General features: G+C 63.2%; 18 protein-coding genes. 12 read left to right on the top strand and 6 right to left on the bottom strand.

Annotated elements, in window-relative coordinates; genetic code table 11:
• The first annotated feature begins 209 nt into the window (after window positions 1-209).
• On the top strand, window positions 210-452 hold the full coding sequence (locus V1294_RS01185) for a hypothetical protein (protein WP_334486784.1): 243 nt from the start codon (window positions 210-212) through the stop codon (window positions 450-452).
• A gap of 14 nt (window positions 453-466) precedes the next feature.
• Here V1294_RS01185 and V1294_RS01180 read toward each other — a convergent pair whose 3' ends face one another.
• The 3 genes from V1294_RS01180 to V1294_RS01170 all read right to left on the bottom strand — a co-directional run bounded on the left by V1294_RS01180 (window position 467) and on the right by V1294_RS01170 (window position 6,695).
• Window positions 467-2,215: a flavin-containing monooxygenase gene (locus V1294_RS01180; RefSeq protein ID WP_334494642.1), complete on the bottom strand. Its 1,749-nt coding sequence runs from the start codon at window positions 2,213-2,215 to the stop codon at window positions 467-469.
• A 202-nt stretch (window positions 2,216-2,417) separates the two neighbouring features.
• Window positions 2,418-4,739, bottom strand: coding sequence for a toll/interleukin-1 receptor domain-containing protein (locus tag V1294_RS01175; RefSeq protein ID WP_334494641.1), 2,322 nt, complete (start codon window positions 4,737-4,739; stop codon window positions 2,418-2,420).
• 108 nt (window positions 4,740-4,847) lie between these two features.
• Window positions 4,848-6,695 (bottom strand): di-heme-cytochrome C peroxidase, encoded by a 1,848-nt coding sequence (locus tag V1294_RS01170; protein WP_334494640.1) that lies wholly within the window; start codon window positions 6,693-6,695, stop codon window positions 4,848-4,850.
• Window positions 6,696-6,931: 236 nt separating this feature from the next.
• Here V1294_RS01170 and V1294_RS01165 point away from each other — a divergent pair, with 236 nt between their 5' ends.
• Window positions 6,932-7,615 (top strand): alpha/beta hydrolase family protein, encoded by a 684-nt coding sequence (locus V1294_RS01165; protein ID WP_334494638.1) that lies wholly within the window; start codon window positions 6,932-6,934, stop codon window positions 7,613-7,615.
• Between the two features lie 93 nt (window positions 7,616-7,708).
• Complete coding sequence (locus V1294_RS01160; protein WP_334494636.1) at window positions 7,709-8,443, top strand: aspartate/glutamate racemase family protein; 735 nt, start codon at window positions 7,709-7,711, stop codon at window positions 8,441-8,443.
• Here the strand turns inward: V1294_RS01160 and V1294_RS01155 are convergent.
• Window positions 8,435-9,217, bottom strand: coding sequence for an SDR family oxidoreductase (locus V1294_RS01155; RefSeq protein ID WP_334494635.1), 783 nt, complete (start codon window positions 9,215-9,217; stop codon window positions 8,435-8,437). The genes V1294_RS01160 and V1294_RS01155 overlap by 9 nt on opposite strands.
• A 174-nt stretch (window positions 9,218-9,391) precedes the next feature.
• On the opposite strand from V1294_RS01155, the gene bioB reads away from it, so the two are divergent.
• Window positions 9,392-10,372 (top strand): biotin synthase BioB, encoded by a 981-nt coding sequence (bioB, locus tag V1294_RS01150; RefSeq protein ID WP_334494634.1) that lies wholly within the window; start codon window positions 9,392-9,394, stop codon window positions 10,370-10,372.
• A gap of 23 nt (window positions 10,373-10,395) precedes the next feature.
• On the opposite strand, the gene V1294_RS01145 is transcribed toward bioB, so the two are convergent.
• Window positions 10,396-11,370: a ketopantoate reductase family protein gene (locus V1294_RS01145; RefSeq protein ID WP_334494633.1), complete on the bottom strand. Its 975-nt coding sequence runs from the start codon at window positions 11,368-11,370 to the stop codon at window positions 10,396-10,398.
• Window positions 11,371-11,670: 300 nt separating this feature from the next.
• Here V1294_RS01145 and V1294_RS01140 point away from each other — a divergent pair, with 300 nt between their 5' ends.
• The 8 genes from V1294_RS01140 (at window position 11,671) to V1294_RS01105 (ending at window position 18,881) form a co-directional block, all read left to right on the top strand.
• Complete coding sequence (locus V1294_RS01140) at window positions 11,671-11,829, top strand: hypothetical protein (protein ID WP_334494632.1); 159 nt, start codon at window positions 11,671-11,673, stop codon at window positions 11,827-11,829.
• Window positions 11,826-12,932 carry a Spy/CpxP family protein refolding chaperone gene (locus tag V1294_RS01135; RefSeq protein WP_334494630.1) on the top strand — a complete coding sequence of 369 codons (1,107 nt, stop codon included), beginning with the start codon at window positions 11,826-11,828 and terminating at the stop codon, window positions 12,930-12,932. Before V1294_RS01140 ends, V1294_RS01135 begins: the two co-directional genes overlap by 4 nt.
• Window positions 12,933-13,009: 77 nt before the next feature.
• Entirely contained in the window at window positions 13,010-13,810 is an 801-nt protein-coding gene (locus V1294_RS01130; protein WP_334494628.1) for an enoyl-CoA hydratase-related protein, read from the top strand.
• 49 nt (window positions 13,811-13,859) lie between these two features.
• Window positions 13,860-14,666, top strand: a complete 807-nt coding sequence (locus V1294_RS01125; protein ID WP_442895304.1) for an aspartate dehydrogenase — start codon at window positions 13,860-13,862, stop codon at window positions 14,664-14,666.
• 71 nt (window positions 14,667-14,737) lie between these two features.
• Complete coding sequence (locus V1294_RS01120) at window positions 14,738-16,102, top strand: FAD-dependent oxidoreductase (protein ID WP_334494626.1); 1,365 nt, start codon at window positions 14,738-14,740, stop codon at window positions 16,100-16,102.
• Window positions 16,103-16,123: 21 nt separating this feature from the next.
• Entirely contained in the window at window positions 16,124-17,128 is a 1,005-nt protein-coding gene (locus V1294_RS01115) for an ABC transporter substrate-binding protein (protein WP_334494625.1), read from the top strand.
• A gap of 168 nt (window positions 17,129-17,296) precedes the next feature.
• The gene (locus V1294_RS01110; RefSeq protein WP_334494622.1) at window positions 17,297-18,070 is read left to right on the top strand and encodes an ABC transporter ATP-binding protein; all 774 of its coding nucleotides are present in this window, start codon (window positions 17,297-17,299) and stop codon (window positions 18,068-18,070) included.
• Window positions 18,063-18,881, top strand: a complete 819-nt coding sequence (locus V1294_RS01105) for an ABC transporter permease (RefSeq protein WP_334490049.1) — start codon at window positions 18,063-18,065, stop codon at window positions 18,879-18,881. Before V1294_RS01110 ends, V1294_RS01105 begins: the two co-directional genes overlap by 8 nt.
• A 112-nt stretch (window positions 18,882-18,993) precedes the next feature.
• Here V1294_RS01105 and gtdA read toward each other — a convergent pair whose 3' ends face one another.
• Complete coding sequence (gtdA, locus tag V1294_RS01100; RefSeq protein ID WP_334490047.1) at window positions 18,994-20,034, bottom strand: gentisate 1,2-dioxygenase; 1,041 nt, start codon at window positions 20,032-20,034, stop codon at window positions 18,994-18,996.
• Window positions 20,035-20,053 lie beyond the last annotated feature (19 nt).

Below are 20,053 nucleotides of genomic sequence, written 5' to 3'. Positions count from 1 at the left end.
CATAGGTAACGGGCGGGGCCGCCGCAATCGCGCCAATTTGCAGGGCAGACCGACCGATTTCCTTCAATTGATAATGAGTCCTGCAAGCAGATGCGCCGGCCACGCGTTGATAGAAGCGTGCTCCGTTTACTTCTCGTTATCCCTAAGCAGGCGTGCATGGGGAACGGGCGGGCGCGCCGCTCATTACTACTTCCTGAGGGAGTGGTGCCATGAATCAGTTAGCCAGAGTGGATCGGGCGCTCGACGAAATACTGGTGCAGCTCGGCGGAATGGTGTTGAGGCTGTCCAGCCCGGAAGTGACGCGGACGCCCGAAGAGCGGCACGCGCTGGCATGCTCGGTCAACCAATATTCGGTGTGCGCGGCGCGCTCGGACGATCCGCGCGTGCAGCAGCTCAAGGTCGAACTGGAAGAGACGATCAAGCCGCATTTGCGGCTGGTCGCCAGCCGGTAACCAGACCAAAGCCTTCACACGACAGGCACGCGCCGCGCGGTGACTGCGGCGGGCGAGATCACCTCGATGTCGAGCGGTACGCGCCATCGCTCGGTGAGCCGCACGCGCGGCGCTTCGTTGCCGGTATCGGCGCCTTCCATGACGAAGCCCTCGAAGCCGTTGGTCATGACCTCGTTGCACTTCTGAACATAGATCGGGAAGCCGCCGATATAGGGCATGAAGACGCGCGGGCGTCCGGGGATATTGGCGCCGACATACCACGAGCTACAGGTCGAGCGCAGCGAGATCTTCGATACCTCGTTGACATGCTCGACCCATTCATCTTCGTAGGCCTGCAACGGTTCGACGGTCACAGCGCCGACGTCGCGCATGTGCGCCATGCAGTCCGCCATCCAGTCGACATGCTGTTCGATCGCCTGGATCATGCTCGCCAGCACCGACGGACTGCCGGGCCCGGTGATGGTGAAGAGATTGGGAAAGCCCGCCGTCGCCACGCCGAGATAGGTGCGGGGGCCGGCCCGCCATTTCTCCGCGAGCGTCCTGCCGTGGCGGCCCGTGATCGCAATCCTGTCGAACGATCCCGTCATCGCCGCAAAGCCGGTCGCGCAGACGATGGCGTCGAACGGATATTCCGTGCCGTTCACTTCGATGCCGTCGGATGTGAAGCGCTCGATCGGTGTCTTCGACACATCGACCAGCTTCACATGAGGCAAATTGTAGGTCTCGAAATATCCGGTATCGACGCACAGGCGCTTGCAGCCGAACACGTTATGGGGGCACAGCAGCTCGGCGGCGGTTGGATCCTTGACGATGGCGCGGATCTTGTCGCGCGCGAATTCGGCGATGGTGTCGTTGGCGGCTTTCTCGAACAGCAGGTCGCCAAAGGCACCCAGGAAGGGCAGCCCGCCGCGTTGCCAGGCTTCTTCATATTGCCGCGCGCGTTCTTCAGGTTCGGCTTCGAGCGTGGGCTTCATGTTGAACGGGAAATAGAAGCCGGTCGGCCGTGCGCGGGCTTTGGCACGCAGCGCCGGGTAGTCGGCCTTGATCGCGTTGCGGTACTCCGGCGTCAACTTCGTGTTCCAGGCCGGCACGGAGTAGGTCGCGGTGCGCTGAAATACTGTCAGCGCAGATGCCTGTTGGGCAATGATCGGGATCGACTGGATCGCCGACGACCCGGTGCCGATGACGCCGACGCGAAGTCCGGTGAAATCCACCCCTTCATGCGGCCATTCGCCGGTGTGGTAGATCGGGCCCTGAAAATCCTCGCGGCCCCTGAAAGGGACGTGGTTGGCGGCCGAGAGACATCCGACGGCCATGATGCAGAATTTGGCCGACACCTTGTCGCCGCGATCGGTCTCGATGCGCCAGCATTTGCCGGTCTCGTCGAAGGTCGCCGCCGTGACGCGCGTGTCGAACAGGATATGCCGGCGCAGGTCGAAGCGGTCGGCGACGTGATTGGCGTAAGCTAGAATCTCCGGCTGAGGTGCGTATTTTTCCGACCAGTCCCATTGCTGGTCGATCTCTTCGGAGAACGAGAACGAATATTGCATGCTTTCGACGTCGCAGCGCGCGCCGGGATAGCGGTTCCAGTACCAGGTGCCGCCGACGCCCCCACCGGCCTCATAGACCCGGGCGGTGAAACCGAGTCCGCGAAGGCGGTGCAGCATGTACATTCCGGCGAAGCCGGCACCGACAATGATGGCGTCAAAGGCCGCGCCGGCTTCCGGCGCACGTTGCGGCTGGTCTTGCGTCGCAGGCGGCATGCGGGTTTCCCAGAATGAACCGTTTCCAGTCGCGCGCCCGCGCCGCTCCTTTTGCCGGCGGCGCTTTCATTGGCTCGCGATCATGCCTGCTAGAACAGCGTAAAGCGTATTGGCGGTCAATCGTGCCGGCACGATCCTGGCCCCGCGGTTACGCGGGCCTGACATGCGCGCGGGGCGCCGGGATCGTTGCCTGCGGAAATCCCTAGAGCGTCTTGAGATATTCGATCAGCGCCTTTCGATCGTCCGCCGACAGCGCCGGCCCGATCACGCCCTTGATTTCCTTGTCCTTGTTGTAGTCCTTCCTGAATTCGTGGCCTCTGTTCGAGTTGCCGCGAATGGAGGTGTCGAATTCAAACCCGTTGTCGATCTTGTCGAACTTGTAACCGAGGTTCACGGGATCGTATTCGCGGTTGCCGAGATAGAATTTCTTCGGACGGTCTTCGGGCGGGCCCAGCAGGGCCTCGACGGTCGGAACCGAGCCGTTGTGCAGGTAGGGCGGCGTCGCCCAGACACCGTTGAGCGGGCGAACCTTGTAGGCCAGTTCGCCGCGAAGCTCGTTCGGCATATAGCCGTCGATCCGCTTCCGCTCGGCGGGGCCCACCGGCGGCTTTTTCTGGTCGAAGACATAATTGACCGTCTTGGCGACCACAGCGCCGAGAGCGTCGGCGAAGCCGCTCTTGTCGATGCCGAGATTTGCGGGGAGCGCAACCGTCCGGCTGATCATGTCGGCGGCCTGCGCGGGGTCGGTCCCGATATGCGAGATCGGAACGTTCTCGACCTTCAGGATAGGTTCACCGGCCTCGTTCTTCGTCCACCAGTCCTTGTTGTTGAAATCCCAGAACGCTGCGCTCGACACCGGCGGGCGGTGACATTCCTGACAATGGGTCTTGTAGAGTTCGGCACCCTTGTCCGCCAGTTTCTGGTCGATCGGCGGCAGAATATCGTTCGGCCATTTCGGAGACCTCAGGCCCGGGAATCCGTCCTTCGCGTTCGGCTGCGTGTTGCCCTTGATCATCTGCTCCATCTCGAACAGCGACTCCACGTTCACGCTCGATTTGTAGAGGCCCTTTGACGGGTCGGTCAGGTTGAGCTCGGCCGACACGCCGAGCGATTCGCCGGCGTTACGGACCATGGGCTGCATGATGGAGCCGTTATACTGCACCCAGTCGAACCACGGCGTGTTCCAGATCCGGGGGTAATGCACCGGCGCCGAGGAGCCGGCGTAGTTTTCCGGCCTCTTGAGGTCGATCGAAAACACCTGGTTGCCGATCCGGTTCAACGCATCCAGCCGTCCGTAACCTTCAAGGATGCTCTGCGAAGCGACGCGATTTTCCAGCGCCTGGACTTCGCCGTACTGCTTCAGGACCTGGCTGAGCTGGTCCTTGAGCACCTCTTGATCGGTGAACGTGGGATCCGGTCCCAGGATATTCTCGGCGAAACGGTTGAATCGGGTTGGGATGAAGCGTGTCAGCAGCAGGGAGACGCCCATGCCCTGCTTCATCGCAAAGAGATGGGTGAGTGCCGGTCCACCGTCGATGACGACCGCCGTGTCCTTGTAGGTGAAGCGTCCGGTATGACAGGCTGCGCAGGTCAGGCCTATTCCGGTCATGGCCTCCTTGGTGCGCGGGTTCTTCCACGGCGCGCCCGAGGGGTCCAGCATCGGACCGCCCTTGGCGAAGCCGATCGGAAGCGCCTTCTTGCCCGGGATGATGGTGTCCGGAATGAAGCCATAGCGGTCGAGATAGGCGGTCTCGCTAAAGTCGTCGACCTTGTTGAAAATCAGCCACGGAATCGTCGGCTGCTCCAGCGCCATGAACCATTCGTAGGGAATGCTGAAGGTCCGCGTGCCCTGATCGGCGTGATAGAACCAGCTCAGTTTTTCCTTGCTGATGCCTTGGTCGAGCCAGACGGTTTTCTTCGGTTGCGGATACTCCACGATCTTGACGCGAAGTTGACTCCACAAGATTGTTGCCCAGGGCAGTATCGGAACCGCGTACGAGACGACGGCACCGAGAGCCACCGCGGCGATGGCCATTCGAGCGATCCAGCGCCCGTACCGGCGGCCGACGGTCGGCTCCAAAGTCCGGAGGAGCCGTGTAATGTCGCCCGCGAAATCGGGATCGCGACGCACCTGAACGGCATGGATGTAGGCGAGAGGCTTGAGTGCCGGCGGCAGTTCGTCCGCCGTTGGCATGCCGGCACCACCGACCAGCACGGGGACAATCGACCGCTTCAGCCGAAGCGCGGATGAAAGCTCGACGTGCACGGGATCGGCAGGGTCGTCGAGCCGGCGTTGATCGGCGGCGTTCTTCGCCGATAGCCAGCCCGGACCGATGATTGCCAGCATCACCGCGGAGCGCTTGATGGCATTGTCGATGTGAGTGCGGAAGTCGACTCCGGGCGGAATGTCGTCGACATCCTTGAACACGGCTTTGCGGGAGAAGCGGCGGATGAGGTGCTCGAAAATGCGATCGGTTACGAACTGGCTGTCCTCCCGGCGATAGCAGATGAAAATACGGCCCATGCCAGTCCCTAATTATACGAGTAGAATAGCGAAACTCGACCTGTTGGCGATTGCTGAAAAACTTGCCCTTTGGGCTTAGAATGTTCTCGATTCAGAGGACGTCAGAATTCAGAGCGTCTTGAGATATTCGATCAGCGCCTTTCGATCTCCCTCCGAGAGCTCCGGTCCGATCACGCCCTTGATTTCCTTGTCCTTGCTGTATTCTTTCCTGAATTCGTGGCCCGTATTCCAGTTGCCACGGATCGTGGTGTCAAATTCGAAGCCGTTCTCGATCGTGTCGAATTTGTAACCGAGCTTCTCCGGATCGTACTCGCGGTTGCCGAGATAGAATTTCTTCGGTCGGTCCTTGGGATCTCCGAGCAGATGTTCTATGGTCGGCACCGAGCCATTGTGGAGATAGGGCGGTGTCGCCCAGACACCGTTGAGCGGACGGACCTTGTAGGCAAGATCAGCCCGGATGTCGTTGGGCATGTTTCCGTCCATGCGCCGTCGTTCCTTGTCGTCCAACGGCGGATTGTGCTCCTTGTAGATGAGATTGACGGTGTTCTCGACCAGGTATTTGAGGGCGAATCCGAACCTGTTGTCCTTGATTCCGAGATTTTCGGGGAGCGCAACTTTCCGGTTGGCCATGTCTTCCGCTTGCGCGGGGTCGGTGCCGATATGCGAGATCGGGACGTTTTCGACCACGAGGATCGCTTCGCCGACCTGGTTCTTGGTCCACCACTTCTCGTTACTGAAGTCGTAGAATGCCTCGCTCGTCACCGGCGGGCGGTGACATTCCTGACAATGGGCCTTGTAGAGTTCGGCGCCCTTGTCGGCGAGTTTCTGGTCGTACGGCGGCAGAATGTCGCCTGGCCATTTCGGAGATTTCAGGCCCGAGAACCCGTCCTTCGCGTTCGGCGGTTTCATGCCTTTGATCATTTGCTCCATGTCGTCGAGCGACTTCACGTCGACGCTCGATTTGTAGAGGCCCTTCACCGGATCGGTCAGGTTGAGCTCCGCCGATACGCCGAGCGATTCACCGGCGTTGCGGACCATCGGCTGCATGATGGAGCCGTTGTACTGCACCCAATCGAACCACGGCGTGTTCCAGATCCGGGGAAAATGCACCGGCGCGGAGGAGCCTGCGTAGTTTTCCGGCTTCTTGAGGTCGATTGAAAACACCTGGTTGCCGATCCGGTTCAGGGCGTCGAGCCGTCCATAACCTTCCAGGATACTCTGGGAGGCGACGCGTTCCTCCAGCATCTTGACCTGCTTGTACTGAGCAAGAACCTGGTCGAGTTGGTTCTTCAGCGTTGCGCGGTCGTCGATGCTCGAGTCCGATCCCAGGATGCGGTCGGCGAAGCGGTCGAACCGGCCGGGCCAGTAGCGCGTCAGAAAGAGCGAGATGCCCATGCCCTGCTTCATCGTGAAGAGATTGGTGAGCGCCGGTCCGCCGTCGATGACGACGGCTGTGTCCTTGTAGGTGAAGCTGCCGGTGTGGCAGGCCGCGCAGGTCAGACCGATACCGATCATCTCCTTCTTGTTGCGCGGGTTACGCCATACCGCGCCCGTCGAATCGAGCATCGCGGTGCCTTTCGCGAACCCGATCGGAAGCTCCTCCTTGCCGGGAATGATGGTATCGCGGATGAAGCCATAGCGGTCGAGATAGGCGGGGTCGCTGAACAGACCCACCTTGCTGAACGGCACCCACGAAATAGTCGGCTGCTCCAGCGCCATGAACCAATCATAGGGGAAACCGAAGGTTCGCGTTCCCTGGTCAGCATGATAGAACCAGCTCAGTTTGTCCTTGCTGATGCCTTGGTCCAGCCAGACGGTTTTCTTCGGTGTGGGATGCTCCACGATCTTCACGTGAAAATCCTGCCAGAGCTTGGCGATATCGTCCTTGAAGGCGCTGTAACCGATGGCGACGATCGCCAGCACGGCCACAATTTTCACAATCGTCTTGCCACGCATCGACTGCCCCCTCCCAAAACTGCGCCAGTTGCGCGCAATATCCGTCTGCTATCAAAAAACGCCGGAAGGCGAATCACCCTCGGCGTGCGGTTCAATATGATGCCATCTTATAGTGGCGCTAAACACCTGTCCATAAATCCGATTTCCGGACCAGGAGGATTCCGGCCGGCTCGGCTTTCGCCAGGCTGTTTCCAGTATAGAGTCTCGATCATGCAGTTGAATATTGGGTAGATCACATGAGTGCCGACGAGGCGCAATCGATCCGAATCGAGACTGGGCCCGATGAAGCGGTCTCCGCGCGGCTGATCCAGCCGCCGCAGGCGCGCGCGTGTTACGTGTTCGCACACGGGGCCGGCGCCGGCATGGCCCATGCGTCGATGGAAACGGTTGCGGCCGGCCTCAGCCACCGCGGCATTGCGACGCTGCGTTTTCAATTTCCCTACATGGAAAAAGGCAGCAAGCGGCCCGATGCGCCCGCGGTCGCGCACGCCGCCGTTCGCGCCGCGGTGGCGGAAGCCGGACGCTGCTGCCCCTCGCTGCCGCTGATCGCGGGCGGCCGATCGTTCGGCGGACGCATGACCTCACAGGCGCAGGCGCTTTCACCCTTGCCTGGCGTGCGAGGGCTGGCGTTTCTCGGTTTCCCCCTGCATCCGGCTGGAAAGCCTTCCAGCGACCGCGCCAAACATCTCGCCGATGTCAAGATCCCCATGCTGTTTCTACAGGGCACGCGCGACGCACTGGCGGAGTTGAGTCTGCTCGAGCCGGTCGTCAAAGGCCTGGGATCGCGGGCGACGCTCCGTTTGCTGGATGGCGCTGATCATTCCTTCCATGTGCTGAAGAGCTCGGGACGGAGTGATCGCGAGGTGATGGATGAGGCGCTGGATGCGTTCGTGGGGTGGGTGGATGGGATCGTAGGCTAGCTCAGGCGTCGTCCCAGCCTAGTGCGCAATTGCGCACTAGGCTGGGACGATAGATGGAGTTGCGCTTCGTTGCATCCCGGCTACGATGCACTCATGACAAAAATCCTGATCGTCAATCCGAATACGACTAACTCGATGACCGAAACGATTGGCGCCGCCGCCCGCGCCGTCGCTGCGCCTGGCACCGAAATATCCGCAGTGACGTCAGCGATGGGGCCTGTCTCGATCGAGGGATATTACGACGAGGCGTTCGCCGTGCCGGGCCTGATCCAGGTGCTGATGAATGCGCCGGACGCCGACGCGGCGATTGTTGCATGTTTCGACGATACCGGCCTCGACGCTGCGCGGACCGCCGCGCGTTTTCCGGTGGTCGGCATCTGCGAGGCCGCGCTGGTGACGGCTGGCCAGATCGCAAAGCGCATCGCAGTCGTCACCACGCTGCCGCGCTCGATCGTGCCGCTCGAAGAGCTGGTGCGCCGCTACGGCTTTGCCGAAAGGGCGCAGGTCACCGCCTGCGACGTCGCGGTGCTCGATCTCGACAAGCCCGGCTCGGGTGCGGAAGCGAAGCTGGAAGCCGAGATTTCCCGCGCGCTCGACAAGGGTGCGGAAGCGATCGTGCTGGGCTGCGCGGGCATGGCCGATCTTGCGCAGAAACTGTCGCGTAAATTCGACGTTCCCGTCGTCGATGGCGTGGCGGCCGCGGTGAAGCAGGCTGAGGCGCTGGCTGGACTCAAGCTCACGACGTCCAGGCGTGGCTCTTACGCGTCACCCGGCGCGAAAAAATACGACGGCATATTGGCGTCGTTCGCGCCAAAAGCCTCAGGCTGATTGCGGCGCGCCATAGATCTTGTCGCGCAGCCGCCGCATGCCGGTGAGCCAGCGGTCGCGGCTGGACGCCTTGCGCTGCATGTATTCGGCGACTTGCGGGTGCGACAGAATGAGAAAGCGTTCTTCCTCCATCGCCTCCATCACCATGCGCGCCACTTCCGGCGGCTGCAGCACGCCGTCGACCCGCGCGGCGCTCGGGCCGGGCGTCGTCATGCCGGTTTGCACCGATTGCGGGCAGAGCACGGACACGCGGATGCCGCGGTCGCCATATTGAATGGCGAGATGTTCGGCGAGTGCGACCGCCGCATTTTTCGTCACGCCGTAAGGCATCGCGTTAAGCGAAGCCAACAGGCCGGCCGCGGAAGCGGTGTTGAGGAGATAGCCGGAGCGGCGCGCGAGCATGCCCGGCACCAGCGCACGCGCCGCGAACACATGGCTCATGACGTGGACACGCCAGCTCACGTCCCAATCGGCATCGGAGGCGGTCTCTTGTCCCTTGCGTGAGAGGCCGGCGTTGGAAAAGAACACGTCGACCGGGCCATACTTGTCTTCGGCCGCGGCGATCAGCGCCTTGATGTCTTCCTCCAGCCCGACGTCGGCCGTGATCGGCAAGCCGTCGATGTCGCCAGCGACCTTTGCCAGTCTGTCGCGCGAGGTCTTGAGGTCGGCGATGACGACGCCGCGCGCACCGGCCTCCGCATAGGCGCGCGCCACCGCCTCGCCGATGCCGCTCGCAGCTCCCGTGACGACACAAACCTTGCCTTTGACATGCATGTTCGGTTCCCGCCTGGTTTCTTTTTCTTGGATAGGGTCGAGAGTGATACGACGCGCGCTGCGCGGTCAATGCCGGCGATCAATTTTTTGCAAGCACGCGCGGGGCGCTGGTGGTCGCTTCGCCAGCATGCGATGACGGCCGCGCGGGGCAATCAGGATCGGGAGAATTGAAGGATGCTCGAAGTGCGAGATGAATTGGCTGTGACGGCGCCGCTTGCGGACGCCGTGGAGTGGACGAGCGAGGCGGCCTGGTCGCTCTACCGGCTGCCGTTCAACGATCTGCTGTTCAAGGCGCAATCGATTCACCGCCGGCATTTCGATCCCAACCGCGTGCAGCTCAGCAAGCTGCTCAACATCAAGACCGGCGGATGCCCGGAAGATTGCGGCTATTGCAGCCAGTCCTCGCATCATTCGACGGGGCTCGCCGCCTCGAAGCTGATGGACGTCGAAAAGGTCGTCGCCGAGGCACGCAAAGCCAAAGCCGGCGGCGCAACGCGCTACTGCATGGGCGCGGCGTGGCGCAATCCGAAGCCGAGAGACATGGATGCCATCGTTGAAATGGTCGGCGCAGTGAAAGCGCTCGGGCTCGAGACCTGCATGACGCTGGGCATGCTGGACCGCGATCAGTCGGATCGCCTCGGCGCGGCGGGGCTTGACTACTACAATCACAATATCGATACGTCGGCGCGCTATTACCCGCGGGTCACCTCGACGCGAACGTTTGCCGATCGTCTCGACACGCTGGAGAATGTGAGGCAATCCGGCATGAAAGTGTGTTGCGGCGGCATCCTCGGCATGGGCGAGGAAGAAACCGACCGCGTCGAAATGCTGGTCACGCTTGCGAACCTCGCCGAGCCGCCGGAAAGCGTTCCGATCAACATGCTGATTCCGATCGCCGGCACGCCGCTCGCCGAGGCGGCGCCGATCGCGCCCATCGAGTTTGTCCGGATCGTTGCGCTGGCGCGCATCATGATGCCGAAATCATATGTCCGCCTGTCGGCGGGCCGCTCGGCCATGACCGACGAGATGCAGGCGCTCTGCTTCTTTGCAGGGGCGAATTCGATCTTCGTCGGCGACACCTTGCTGACGGCCGGCAATCCGGAGGACGAGGCCGACCGGAAGCTGTTCGCGCGGCTGGGACTGCAGGCGCTCTGACCGGGCCTGGAACAGCAGGGTTTTCAGCCCTGATAGAGTCCCTTGTCGCGGGCCTGACGGATCGCGAGCGCCGCCATCATGTCGAGCATCGGCGTCGCAAGTCCTGCGGCGCGCGCGAACGCGGCCGGCGCGCGCACCAGCACGTCGATCTCCATGGCGCGGCCGAGTTCGTAGTCTTGCAGGATCGACGGCTTGTGGTCCGGTGCGGGGCCGGAGCGCGTTACGCGCTTGACCTTGGGGAAGCAGCTCTGCGCTACGCTGTTGGCCTCGTCGAGCAGGCGCGGCACGATTTCGGCGAGATCAGGATCGTCGCGCACGGCGCGCGCGGTCTGCCCGGTCAACAGGCACAGCACCGACATCGACATGTTGGTCAGGAGTTTTGACCAGATCGTCTCCCTGATCTCGGCGATATCAGGCGATTCGATCGCGGCGTCATTGAGCGCGGCGCGTAGCCGCGTGACCCGCTCACTCTGGCGGTCGTCGCATTCGCCGATCAGGAGCCGGTTACGCTCGGGCGAAAGGTTCGCAACCACGCCTGGGGTCACGACTTCGTTGGACGAAAACACCACGCCGCCGACGATAAGCTCCTTCGGGATCGCCGCGCGCAAGCGTCCACCCGGATCGAGGAAGGCGAGATCGGGCACCGGCGGATGCCCTGGCGAAAGCCCGATATCGTACCACCAGGGGACGCCGTTCTGTGCGAACACCACGGCGGTATCCCCGCCGATCAGGGGTTGGAGGCCGTCCGCGAGGCTGGAGAGGCCAGTGGCCTTCAGCGTGCAGATGACGGCGTCCTGGCGGCCCAGCGCGGCCGGATCGCCCGATGCGCGCACCTTCGCCTTGAACTCGCCATTTCCGACCCGCAGCGTCAGCCCGTTGGCTTTCACGGCATCGAGATGCGCACCCCTCATCACGCAGGAAACGTCATGTCCTGCCAGTGCGAGCCGCACCGCAAAATGGCTGCCGACGGCGCCCGCACCGAAAACGCAAATCCGCATGAGTGGAAATCCTGCAGGGAGGGAAGAGCGTTGCTAGTTTTCACAAGCCTTGATTGGGCGCAACCGGTCCGCCGAACAGGGTGGGTTGCGCAGGGCGCGGCCTGGCCGCGCCGGGAACTCTACCGTTCAGTCAACGTTCATCCATGTGCCGTCAAGCTCGCGGCATAGCGACAATGGGACGTGCGACGATGATGGGGCGCGCCATGTCAAAGATCACACTGGGAATTGCGGCCATTGTGTTCGCAACGGCGGTGTCGGTGGCGGACTTTGCGATCGCGAAAGGTGGTCATGGGGGCGGCCATGGCGGTGGTCGCGGCGGCGGTCATCATGGCGGCGGCCATCGTGGTGGTGGTCATGGCCACCATTTCGGCGGCCGGCATCATGGCGGCCATTTTCACGGCAGGGCAGCGCATCACCGCTCATTCTCTGCACATCGTTCCTTCTCCGCGCATCGCATGAATTTTGCGGGCGGCGGTCGGGCACTGAACGCGCGCGCACTCGCCCGCAGCTATCGCCATACCGCAGCGCTCCATCGTCCCGCCATGCGGGCCAGCGTCACCGCGGGCGCGGCGCTTGCCGGGTGGCAATACGGACGGTCCAGAGGCGGCGGTTGGTGGCGGCACGGCAATGGTGGGTACGGCTGGGTCGGGCCGCTGTTCTGGCCGTTCGCTTATTTCGACATCTACGACTACGCGCTATGGGGGCCGCGTGTCGGCGCTCCGTTCTGGTACTACGGCTATGACGACATTTATGCCGGACTGTTTGGCCCCTATGACTATCAGGGTCTTGCGGGCTACCTGCCGCCGCGCGGTGCTTCCGGCGCCGGACCGGACCGGCTCGCGCTGTTATGCGGCGAGGACAGCCGCGAAATCGCCGGCCTGCCGATCGACCTGATCGCGCAGGCGATCGAGCCGACCGAGGTGCAACGCGCGGCCCTCGACGATCTCGCCAATGCATCGGTGATTTCGGCGCAAAAGATCAAGGCGGCGTGTCCGGCCACGGTGGCGCTGACGGCGTCCGGCCGGCTTGCCTCGATGCAGCAACGCATCGAGGCGATGATTGCTGGTGTTGCGACCGTGCAGCCGGCGCTGGACAAACTATACGGTCTGCTGAATGACGAGCAGAAGGCGCGGCTGAACGCGGTAGCTGAAGAGCAGGAAAGGAAGACCGAGCGGCGCCGCAACAGATCCATTGCGCGGCCCTGTGATGTTACGCAATCCTCGAGCTTGCAATGGCCGGCCGAGGAGATCGAGGCGCGGGTGCATCCGACCGATGCGCAACGCACCGGCCTTACCGCCCTGCAGAAAGCCAGCGCAAAGGCCGCCGACATGCTGGCTACATCGTGTCGGATCGAGGAAGCGGCCACGCCGCCGGTGCGGCTTACCGCCGTCGGCAAGCGGCTCGGCGTCATGCTGGAGTCCGTCAAGCTCGTGCGCACCGCGCTCGATGATTTCTATGCGCTGCTGAGCGACGAGCAGAAGGCCCAGTTCGAGGCGATCGGCCCGCGGCGGACCTCCGTTACCGACAGGGCAGATATGATGCAGCGGTACGGCCGCCGATAGATTGGCGGCGGTGACAACGCCTGCGATCCCGGCCTATTGTCCGGCATAACAAAGATTGCCGAACAAAGGGGCCGCCGATGACTGCCAATCCGGTTTTGTGGGATCTCGACGCGCGCGGCGTCGCAACCGTCACGTTGAACCGTCCCGAGGTGAACAATGCCTATGACGCCGGGCTCATCAACGGCGTGCTCGCGGCGATGGATGAACTCGGCCAGAAGCCCAATCTCCGCGTCGTGGTGCTGAAGGGCAACGGCAAGCATTTCCAGGCCGGCGCCGACCTGAAATGGATCAACGGCGTGCGGCCGAAATCGGCGGAGGAAAATGAGGCGGTGTCGCGCGCGACGTTCGAAGCCGTGCAGCGGCTGAACACGCTGCCGATCCCGACGGTGGCGCTGGTGCAGGGCGGCTGCTTCGGCGGCGGCACCGGCGTGATCTCGGCCTGTGATGTCGTAGTCGCCGCCGACAATGCGCTGTTCTCGATCACCGAAGTGCGCTGGGGCCTGACGGCCGCCATCATCATCCCGCAGCTCTGCGACGCCATCGGCGTCCGCCAGGTCCGCCGCTACGCGCTGACCGGCGAACGGTTTGGCGCGGAGGAGGCGCGGCGGATCGGGTTGGTGCATGAGGTGGTGTCGCTGGCTGAGTTGGAGACGGCGGGCGCGAAGGTAGTGGAGCAACTGCTCGCCAATGGTCCGCAAGCAATGGCCGAAACCAAGGCGCTCGCGATGGAAAGCTCGTTCGGCGGCATGGGCGTGGATGACGAGGCCTATGCACGGCTGGTAAAGATGCACTCGGACAGGCGCCAAACCAAAGAGGCGTCGGAGGGGCTGGCGTCATTTGCGGAGAAGCGGGCGGCGAGTTGGAGACACAACGCATAGGCGTTAGGCTCTGCCACGCTCGATGACGTTTCTTGCAGGAGTATTGGATTTGCCATCAAAAAATATCGCCATTGCCGGGCTGGGGGAGATCGGCAAAACCGTGGCGCGCAAGCTGGCGCAGGGGCTGCCGGGACTTGCTCTCACGGCGATCACGACGAGGGATCGGGCGAAAGCGCAAGCATGGCTCGATCGCGAAGGTATCTCATGTCCGCTGATCTCGCTCGATGAGCTGCCCGACCATGCCGACCTCGTTGTCGAATGCGCCCCGGCGGCGATCCTCGATCAGATCTGCCGCCCGATGCTGATCGCCGGCAAGCAGGTCATGGTGCTCAGTTCCAGTGCGCTGTTGCCCCGTCCGGAGCTGATCGACCTCGCGCGGGCGCATGGCGGTCAGATCATCGTGCCGACTGGCGCCTTGATTGGCTTCGATGCGGTTTCGGCTGCCGCTGAAGGCACTATCCATTCGGTGCAGATGGTCACGCGCAAGCCGCCCGGCGGTCTCGCCGGCGCGCCCTATCTCGTCGAGAACGGGATCTCCATGGAGGGGGTAAAGTCGGCCCTGTGCGTCTTCAAGGGCTCTGCGCGCGACGCGGCTGCGGCGTTTCCCGCCAACGTCAACGTGGTGGCGGCGCTGGCGCTGGCCGGCATCGGCCCCGATCGCACGACCATCGAAATCTGGGCCGATCCGGCCGTGACGCGGAACTGTCATCAGATCAGGGTCGAGTCCGACTCGGCCGCGTTCACGATGGGAATCGAAAACATCCCATCGGAAAACCCGAAGACCGGCCGCATCACCGCGCTCTCGGTGATTGCAGCGCTGCGCAAGCTGACTTCGCCGCTGCAGGTCGGAACCTGAGTATCCTGCCGCAATAGCTAAAATCCCTCGTCCGGGGCATTATCGCCCAGGCACCATCCGGGAAGGTCACCTTGCCCGCCAAAATCATCACCGAACCCGCGCGCCAGATTCCGCTCTACGGCGAATATGAAGTCGCTGTCCTCGGTGGCGGGCCGGCGGGCATCGCGGCCGCCGTTGCCGCCGCGCGTGCCGGCCGCCGCACGCTCCTGATCGAGCGATACGGCTTTCTCGGCGGCATGGGCACGGCTGCAGGCGTCACGAATTTCTGCGGGCTGCACGCCAATGTTCATGGCGAGATGCATCGGGTGGTGCAGGGGATCGCCTCCGATCTGCTCGCGCGGATCGACCGGCTCGACGGGCTCAACGCGCCGCATCTGATCCTCGGCAAGATTTTTGCGCAGGCTTACGACACGGCGGCCTACAAGATCGCGGCGGACGATCTGCTGACGTCGCACAAGGTCGACATCCTCTTTCATGCGCTCGGCGCCAGCGTGGTGATGCAGGACGAGACGCGCATCAACGTGCTGATGGTGGAGACCAAGGCCGGGCGTCAGGCGGTGCGCGCCGGCATCTTCATCGACTGCTCGGGCGACGGCGATCTTGCGGCCTGGGCGGGCGCGCCGTTTGAAGTCGGCGACGATGCCGGCAGCATGCTCTATCCCTCGATGATGTTTCGCCTCAACGGCATCGATCCCGAGAAGGCCGGTGATGCCTGGCGGACGATCCCGGCGTTGATGGAAAAGGCCGAGGCCGCGGGCACGCATCGTTTCCCACGCAAGACCGCGATCGTGCGGCCGCAGCGGTCGGTTATCGAATGGCGGGTGAATTTTACCCAGCTTGCGCGCGAGGACGGCACGGCGGTCAGCGGAATCGACCCCGACCAGATGACGCGCGGTGAAATCGAAGGCCGGCGGCAGGCCCTCCAGGCGTTCGAATTCCTGCGCACGGTGCCCGGCTTCGAAAAATCCTACATCGTCGACCTGCCGCCGCAGCTCGGCATCCGCGAGACGCGGCGCGTGATCGGCGGCTACATGCTGTCCGGCGAGGACGTGCTCGGCTGCGCCTCGTTCGACGACTCCATCGGCGTCAATGGCTGGCCGATGGAGCAGCATGTCGCGGGAGATGTGACCTTCACGTTTCCGCCGATCCCGGAATCGCGCGGCTTCAACGAATTGCCGTATCGCATGCTGGTGCCTGAGGGCATAGACAATCTCCTGATGGCCGGGCGCTGCGCCTCGATGACCCACGAGGGTCAGTCGGCGGCGCGGGTCTCCGGCGCCTGCTTTGCGATGGGGGAGGCAGCCGGCGCGGCGGCTGCGCTGGCGCTGTCGGGCAACACGATTCCGCGCGACATTGCGGTTGAAAAGTTGCAACAAGGCCTGAAACAACAGGGCGCTTTCATCGGGCGGGACCAGAGCGTGCCCGAGGGGTTATAAAAGAGTTACGGAGGAGGCGGGATGACGAAGTTTGCACGGCTCGCGCTGGCGGGCCTGTTGGCGATATCAGCGGGCGGGATCGCGCGGGCCGATGACGCGCAAAAGGCGAAAATCGGCGTGCTCCGGCTGTCGTCGTCGGCGCCGGTGTTCATTGCGCAGGACAAGGGCTATTTCCGCGAGGCCGGCCTCGATATCGAATTGAAATTCTTCGATGCGGCGCAGCCGATCGCAGTGGCGACGACCTCAGGAGATGTCGATTTCGGCATCACGGCATTTACCGCCGGACTCTACAATCTCGCCGGCAAAGGCACGCTGAAGGTGATCGGCGGCATGAGTCGCGAGAAGGCAGGCTACCCGCTGATCGGCTACTTCGCCAGCAACAACGCCTATGCGGCCGGGCTGAAGACGCCAAAGGATCTTGCGGGCAGGCGGATCGCGGTGACGCAGGTCGGCTCCAGCTTCCATTATTCGCTCGGCCTGCTTGCCGACAAATATGGCTTCAAGCTCGCCGACGTAAAGGTGTTGCCGCTGCAGTCGCTGTCGAATGCCGCGGCCGCGCTGAAGGGCGAAACCGTCGATGCCGCGTTGCTGCCGATCTCGACCGCGCGCCCGCTGGTGGATTCCGGCGGAGCCAAATTCCTCGGCTGGGTCGGCGACGAGACGCCGTGGCAGTTAGGGGCGGTGTTTGCCTCGCCGAAGACTCTGACCAACAAGGCGATGGTGACCAAGCTCCTCGCCGCATTGGCGCGTGCCGACCGCGAATATCACGACGTGATTCTGGCTTCCGTGAAGAATGGCAAGGCGGACATCAACGACAAGACAAAGCCGCTGCTGGAAATCATCGCCAAATACACCAATCTGCCGGTCGAGCAGGTGGTCGGCAATTGCGCCTATATCGACCCCGACGGCAAGCTCGACGTCAAGAATGTCGACAACCAGATCGCGTGGCTGCAGGAGCAGGGCTTTGTCGACAAGGGGTTTGCGGCGGACGCGATCATCGCGAAGGAATATGTGAAGGCGGATTGATGTGACATTCTCCGTCATGGCCGGGCTTGACCCGGCCATCCACGTCTTTGTCGCCGTTGGACTGTGAAAGCGTGGATGCCCGGGACATCTAGCGCGAAGACGCGCTTCGCGCTTTTGCCCGGGCATGGCGAGCAGAAAACCCGGTCTTCGAAGAGATGCAGTAACCACATGGATTTGATCGCCGACCAAATCACTCACCGCTTCGGCGGCCTCGACGTGCTCGACCACGTGTCCTTCACCGTTGCCTCCGGCGAGGTGGTCGCGATCGTGGGGCCCTCCGGTTGCGGCAAGAGCACGCTGCTGTCGATCCTGGGCGGGCTGCTGCGCCCGAGCGAGGGAAAAGCAGAGCTGCGCGGTGCGCCGCCGGCCGACAGCCTCAATCCGCTGACCTTCGTGTTCCAGGATTTTGCACTGCTGCCGTGGTGCACGGTGGAAGCGAACGTCGAATTTCCGCTTGCGCACACTGCGCTCGAGGCCGCCGTGCGCCGCGCCGTCGTCGATGATGCGCTGCGCCGGACGGGCTTGTCCGATTTCCGCGGCGCCTATCCAAAGCAATTGTCCGGCGGCATGCGCCAGCGCGTCGGCATTGCTCGCGCGCTGGCGGTGCGGCCGGCGATTCTCTTGATGGACGAGCCATTGTCGGCGCTGGATTCGCAAACCCGTGAATTGCTGATGGAGGATTTCATCGGCCTGCTCGCGGACGGCGCGATGGGCGCAATCTATGTCACGCATAATCTGGAGGAAGCAGTGCGGCTCGCCGATCGCATCGTGGTGCTGTCGCGCCGCCCGGGCCGCGTCAGGGAGATCGTCGAAATCCCGATGACGCGCGCCGAACGCGGTGCGATCGATGCCCGCGGCAAGTTGCTGACACTGCAGAACGATCTGTGGTCGCTGATCCGCGAGGAGGCGATCGATGCCGAGCGCGAGGTGCAGCATGCTTGAGCGCGCGCCGCAGGACGATTGCGCAACCGAAGCCCGGCCGGTCGCATTTCGCGGCGCCGGTTTTGTGCCAACGGCGGGGCGTTACTCGGGCTGGATTGCGCTCGTGCTGGTGATTGCGATCTGGCAACTCGCGGGCAGCGCCGGCTGGGTCAACCCGCTGTTCCTGCCGGCGCCATCGGCCATTGCAGTTGCGATCTACAAGCTCGCGATGTCAGGCGCGCTCTGGCAGCATGTATCGGCTTCGGTGATCCGAATAGGCAGCGGCTGGGTTCTCGGCACCGTGGCCGGCGTGATCACAGGTTTTGCGATCGGGCTCTCGACGCTGGCGCGCGGCGTCGGCATCACATTCATCTCGGCGCTGTTTCCGATTCCCAAAATCGCGCTGTTGCCGCTTCTGATCCTCTGGCTCGGGATCGGCGAGGAGCCGAAGATCGCGACCATTGCGCTCGGCGTGTTCTTCTCGACCGCGATCTCGGTCTATAGCGGCGTCGATGCGGTGCCGCGCAACCTGATCCGGATGGCGCAGAGTTTTAACGTGCCGTTCCACGCCATCGTGCGCCGCGTGGTCTGGCCGGGCGCGTTGCCCTCGATCCTCGCGGGCTTTCGCATCACGGCGTCAGTGGCGCTGCTGCTGGTGGTGAGCGCCGAAATGATCGGCGCCCAGTTCGGCATCGGCGCTTTCGTGTTGCAGGCCGGCAATCTGATGCAGACCGATCAGCTGCTCGCCGGCGTCGTGATCCTGTCGCTGTTCGGGCTGGCGGTGGGGAAGGCGATCAACGTGCTGGAAGCGCGGTTGCTGCACTGGCGGTGATGTAGAGGAGTAGGGTGGGCAAAGCGAAGCGTGCCCACCACTTTGACCTCAGCAAGTCTGGTGGGCACGTCGCTTACGCTCCTTTGCCCACCCTACGATTTGTCGCATCACCTCACGCATTCCCGCGGTCCTCGCGGAACAAATCGAGCTTCTGCTGTACCGGACGGTCGGAGAACGAGAACAGCACCGCGTCGGTGTCGGCCTCGTGCGTGACCCAGTGCCAGCTCGGTACTACGAACAAATCGCGCGCGCCCCACTCGAAAATCTGGTCGCCGATCCGTGTGCGGCCCTTGCCTTCGATCGCGGCGAACACGGTGGCATCGGTCGCGCGATAGCGCGCGGTCTTGAAGCCCTTCGGCAATAGCTGGATGAAGGTGCCGATCGTCGGCATCGCGAAATCGCCGGTCTCGGGATTGGAGAATTTCAGCTTCAGCCCGTGACAGGCGTCCCACTCGTTGCGCGTCTTGGCCAGCTCCAGCGCCTCGCGCGTATAGCTGTAGGGATAGTTGAAGATCGGCGAGGTCTTGGACTTTCGCTTCTCGTCGACCGGCAGCAGGTTGTGGCCGTAGCGCGCAAAGCTGTCGCCGGCGGGTTTTGAGATCTTCTGCTGGTCCTCGTTGGACCCTTCGGCAAAGGACGCATCGAAGAATTGCACCATCGGGATATCGAGCCCGTCGAGCCAGAACATCGGCTCGGAGGTTTCGTTGGAATGGTCGTGCCAGGTCATCGAGGGCGTGATGACGAAATCGCCGGGCTCCATCGCGGTGCGCTCGCCGTCGACGGTGGTGTGGGCACCCTTGCCTTCGAGCACGAAGCGCAGCGCCGACTGGCTGTGCCGATGGGCGGGGGCGACGTCGCCCGGGACTACCATCTGCACGCCGGCAAACAGCGATGTCGTGACCTTCGACTGGCCGCGCAGGCCGGGATTTTCCAGCACCAGCACCCGCCGCTCGGCTTCCTTGGCGGTGATCAGCTTGCCGGCTTCGGTCATGTAATCACGGATCGAATCGAACTTCCACAGATGCGGCCGGCAGGCGCTTCGCGGTTCCGGCGTGACGAGATCGCCCAGCACGTTCCACAGCGCAGAGAGATTCTCGCCGTCGATCTTCTTGTAGAACGCCTCGCGTTCCGGGGTCTTCTGCACGGCTTCCATGGTCAAGCCTCCCGTCATT

The sequence above is a fragment of the Bradyrhizobium sp. AZCC 1678 genome (assembly GCF_036924765.1).
GTDB classification, from domain to species: Bacteria; Pseudomonadota; Alphaproteobacteria; order Rhizobiales; family Xanthobacteraceae; genus Bradyrhizobium; species Bradyrhizobium algeriense.
This window is presented reverse-complemented; position numbering and strand designations above follow the sequence as displayed.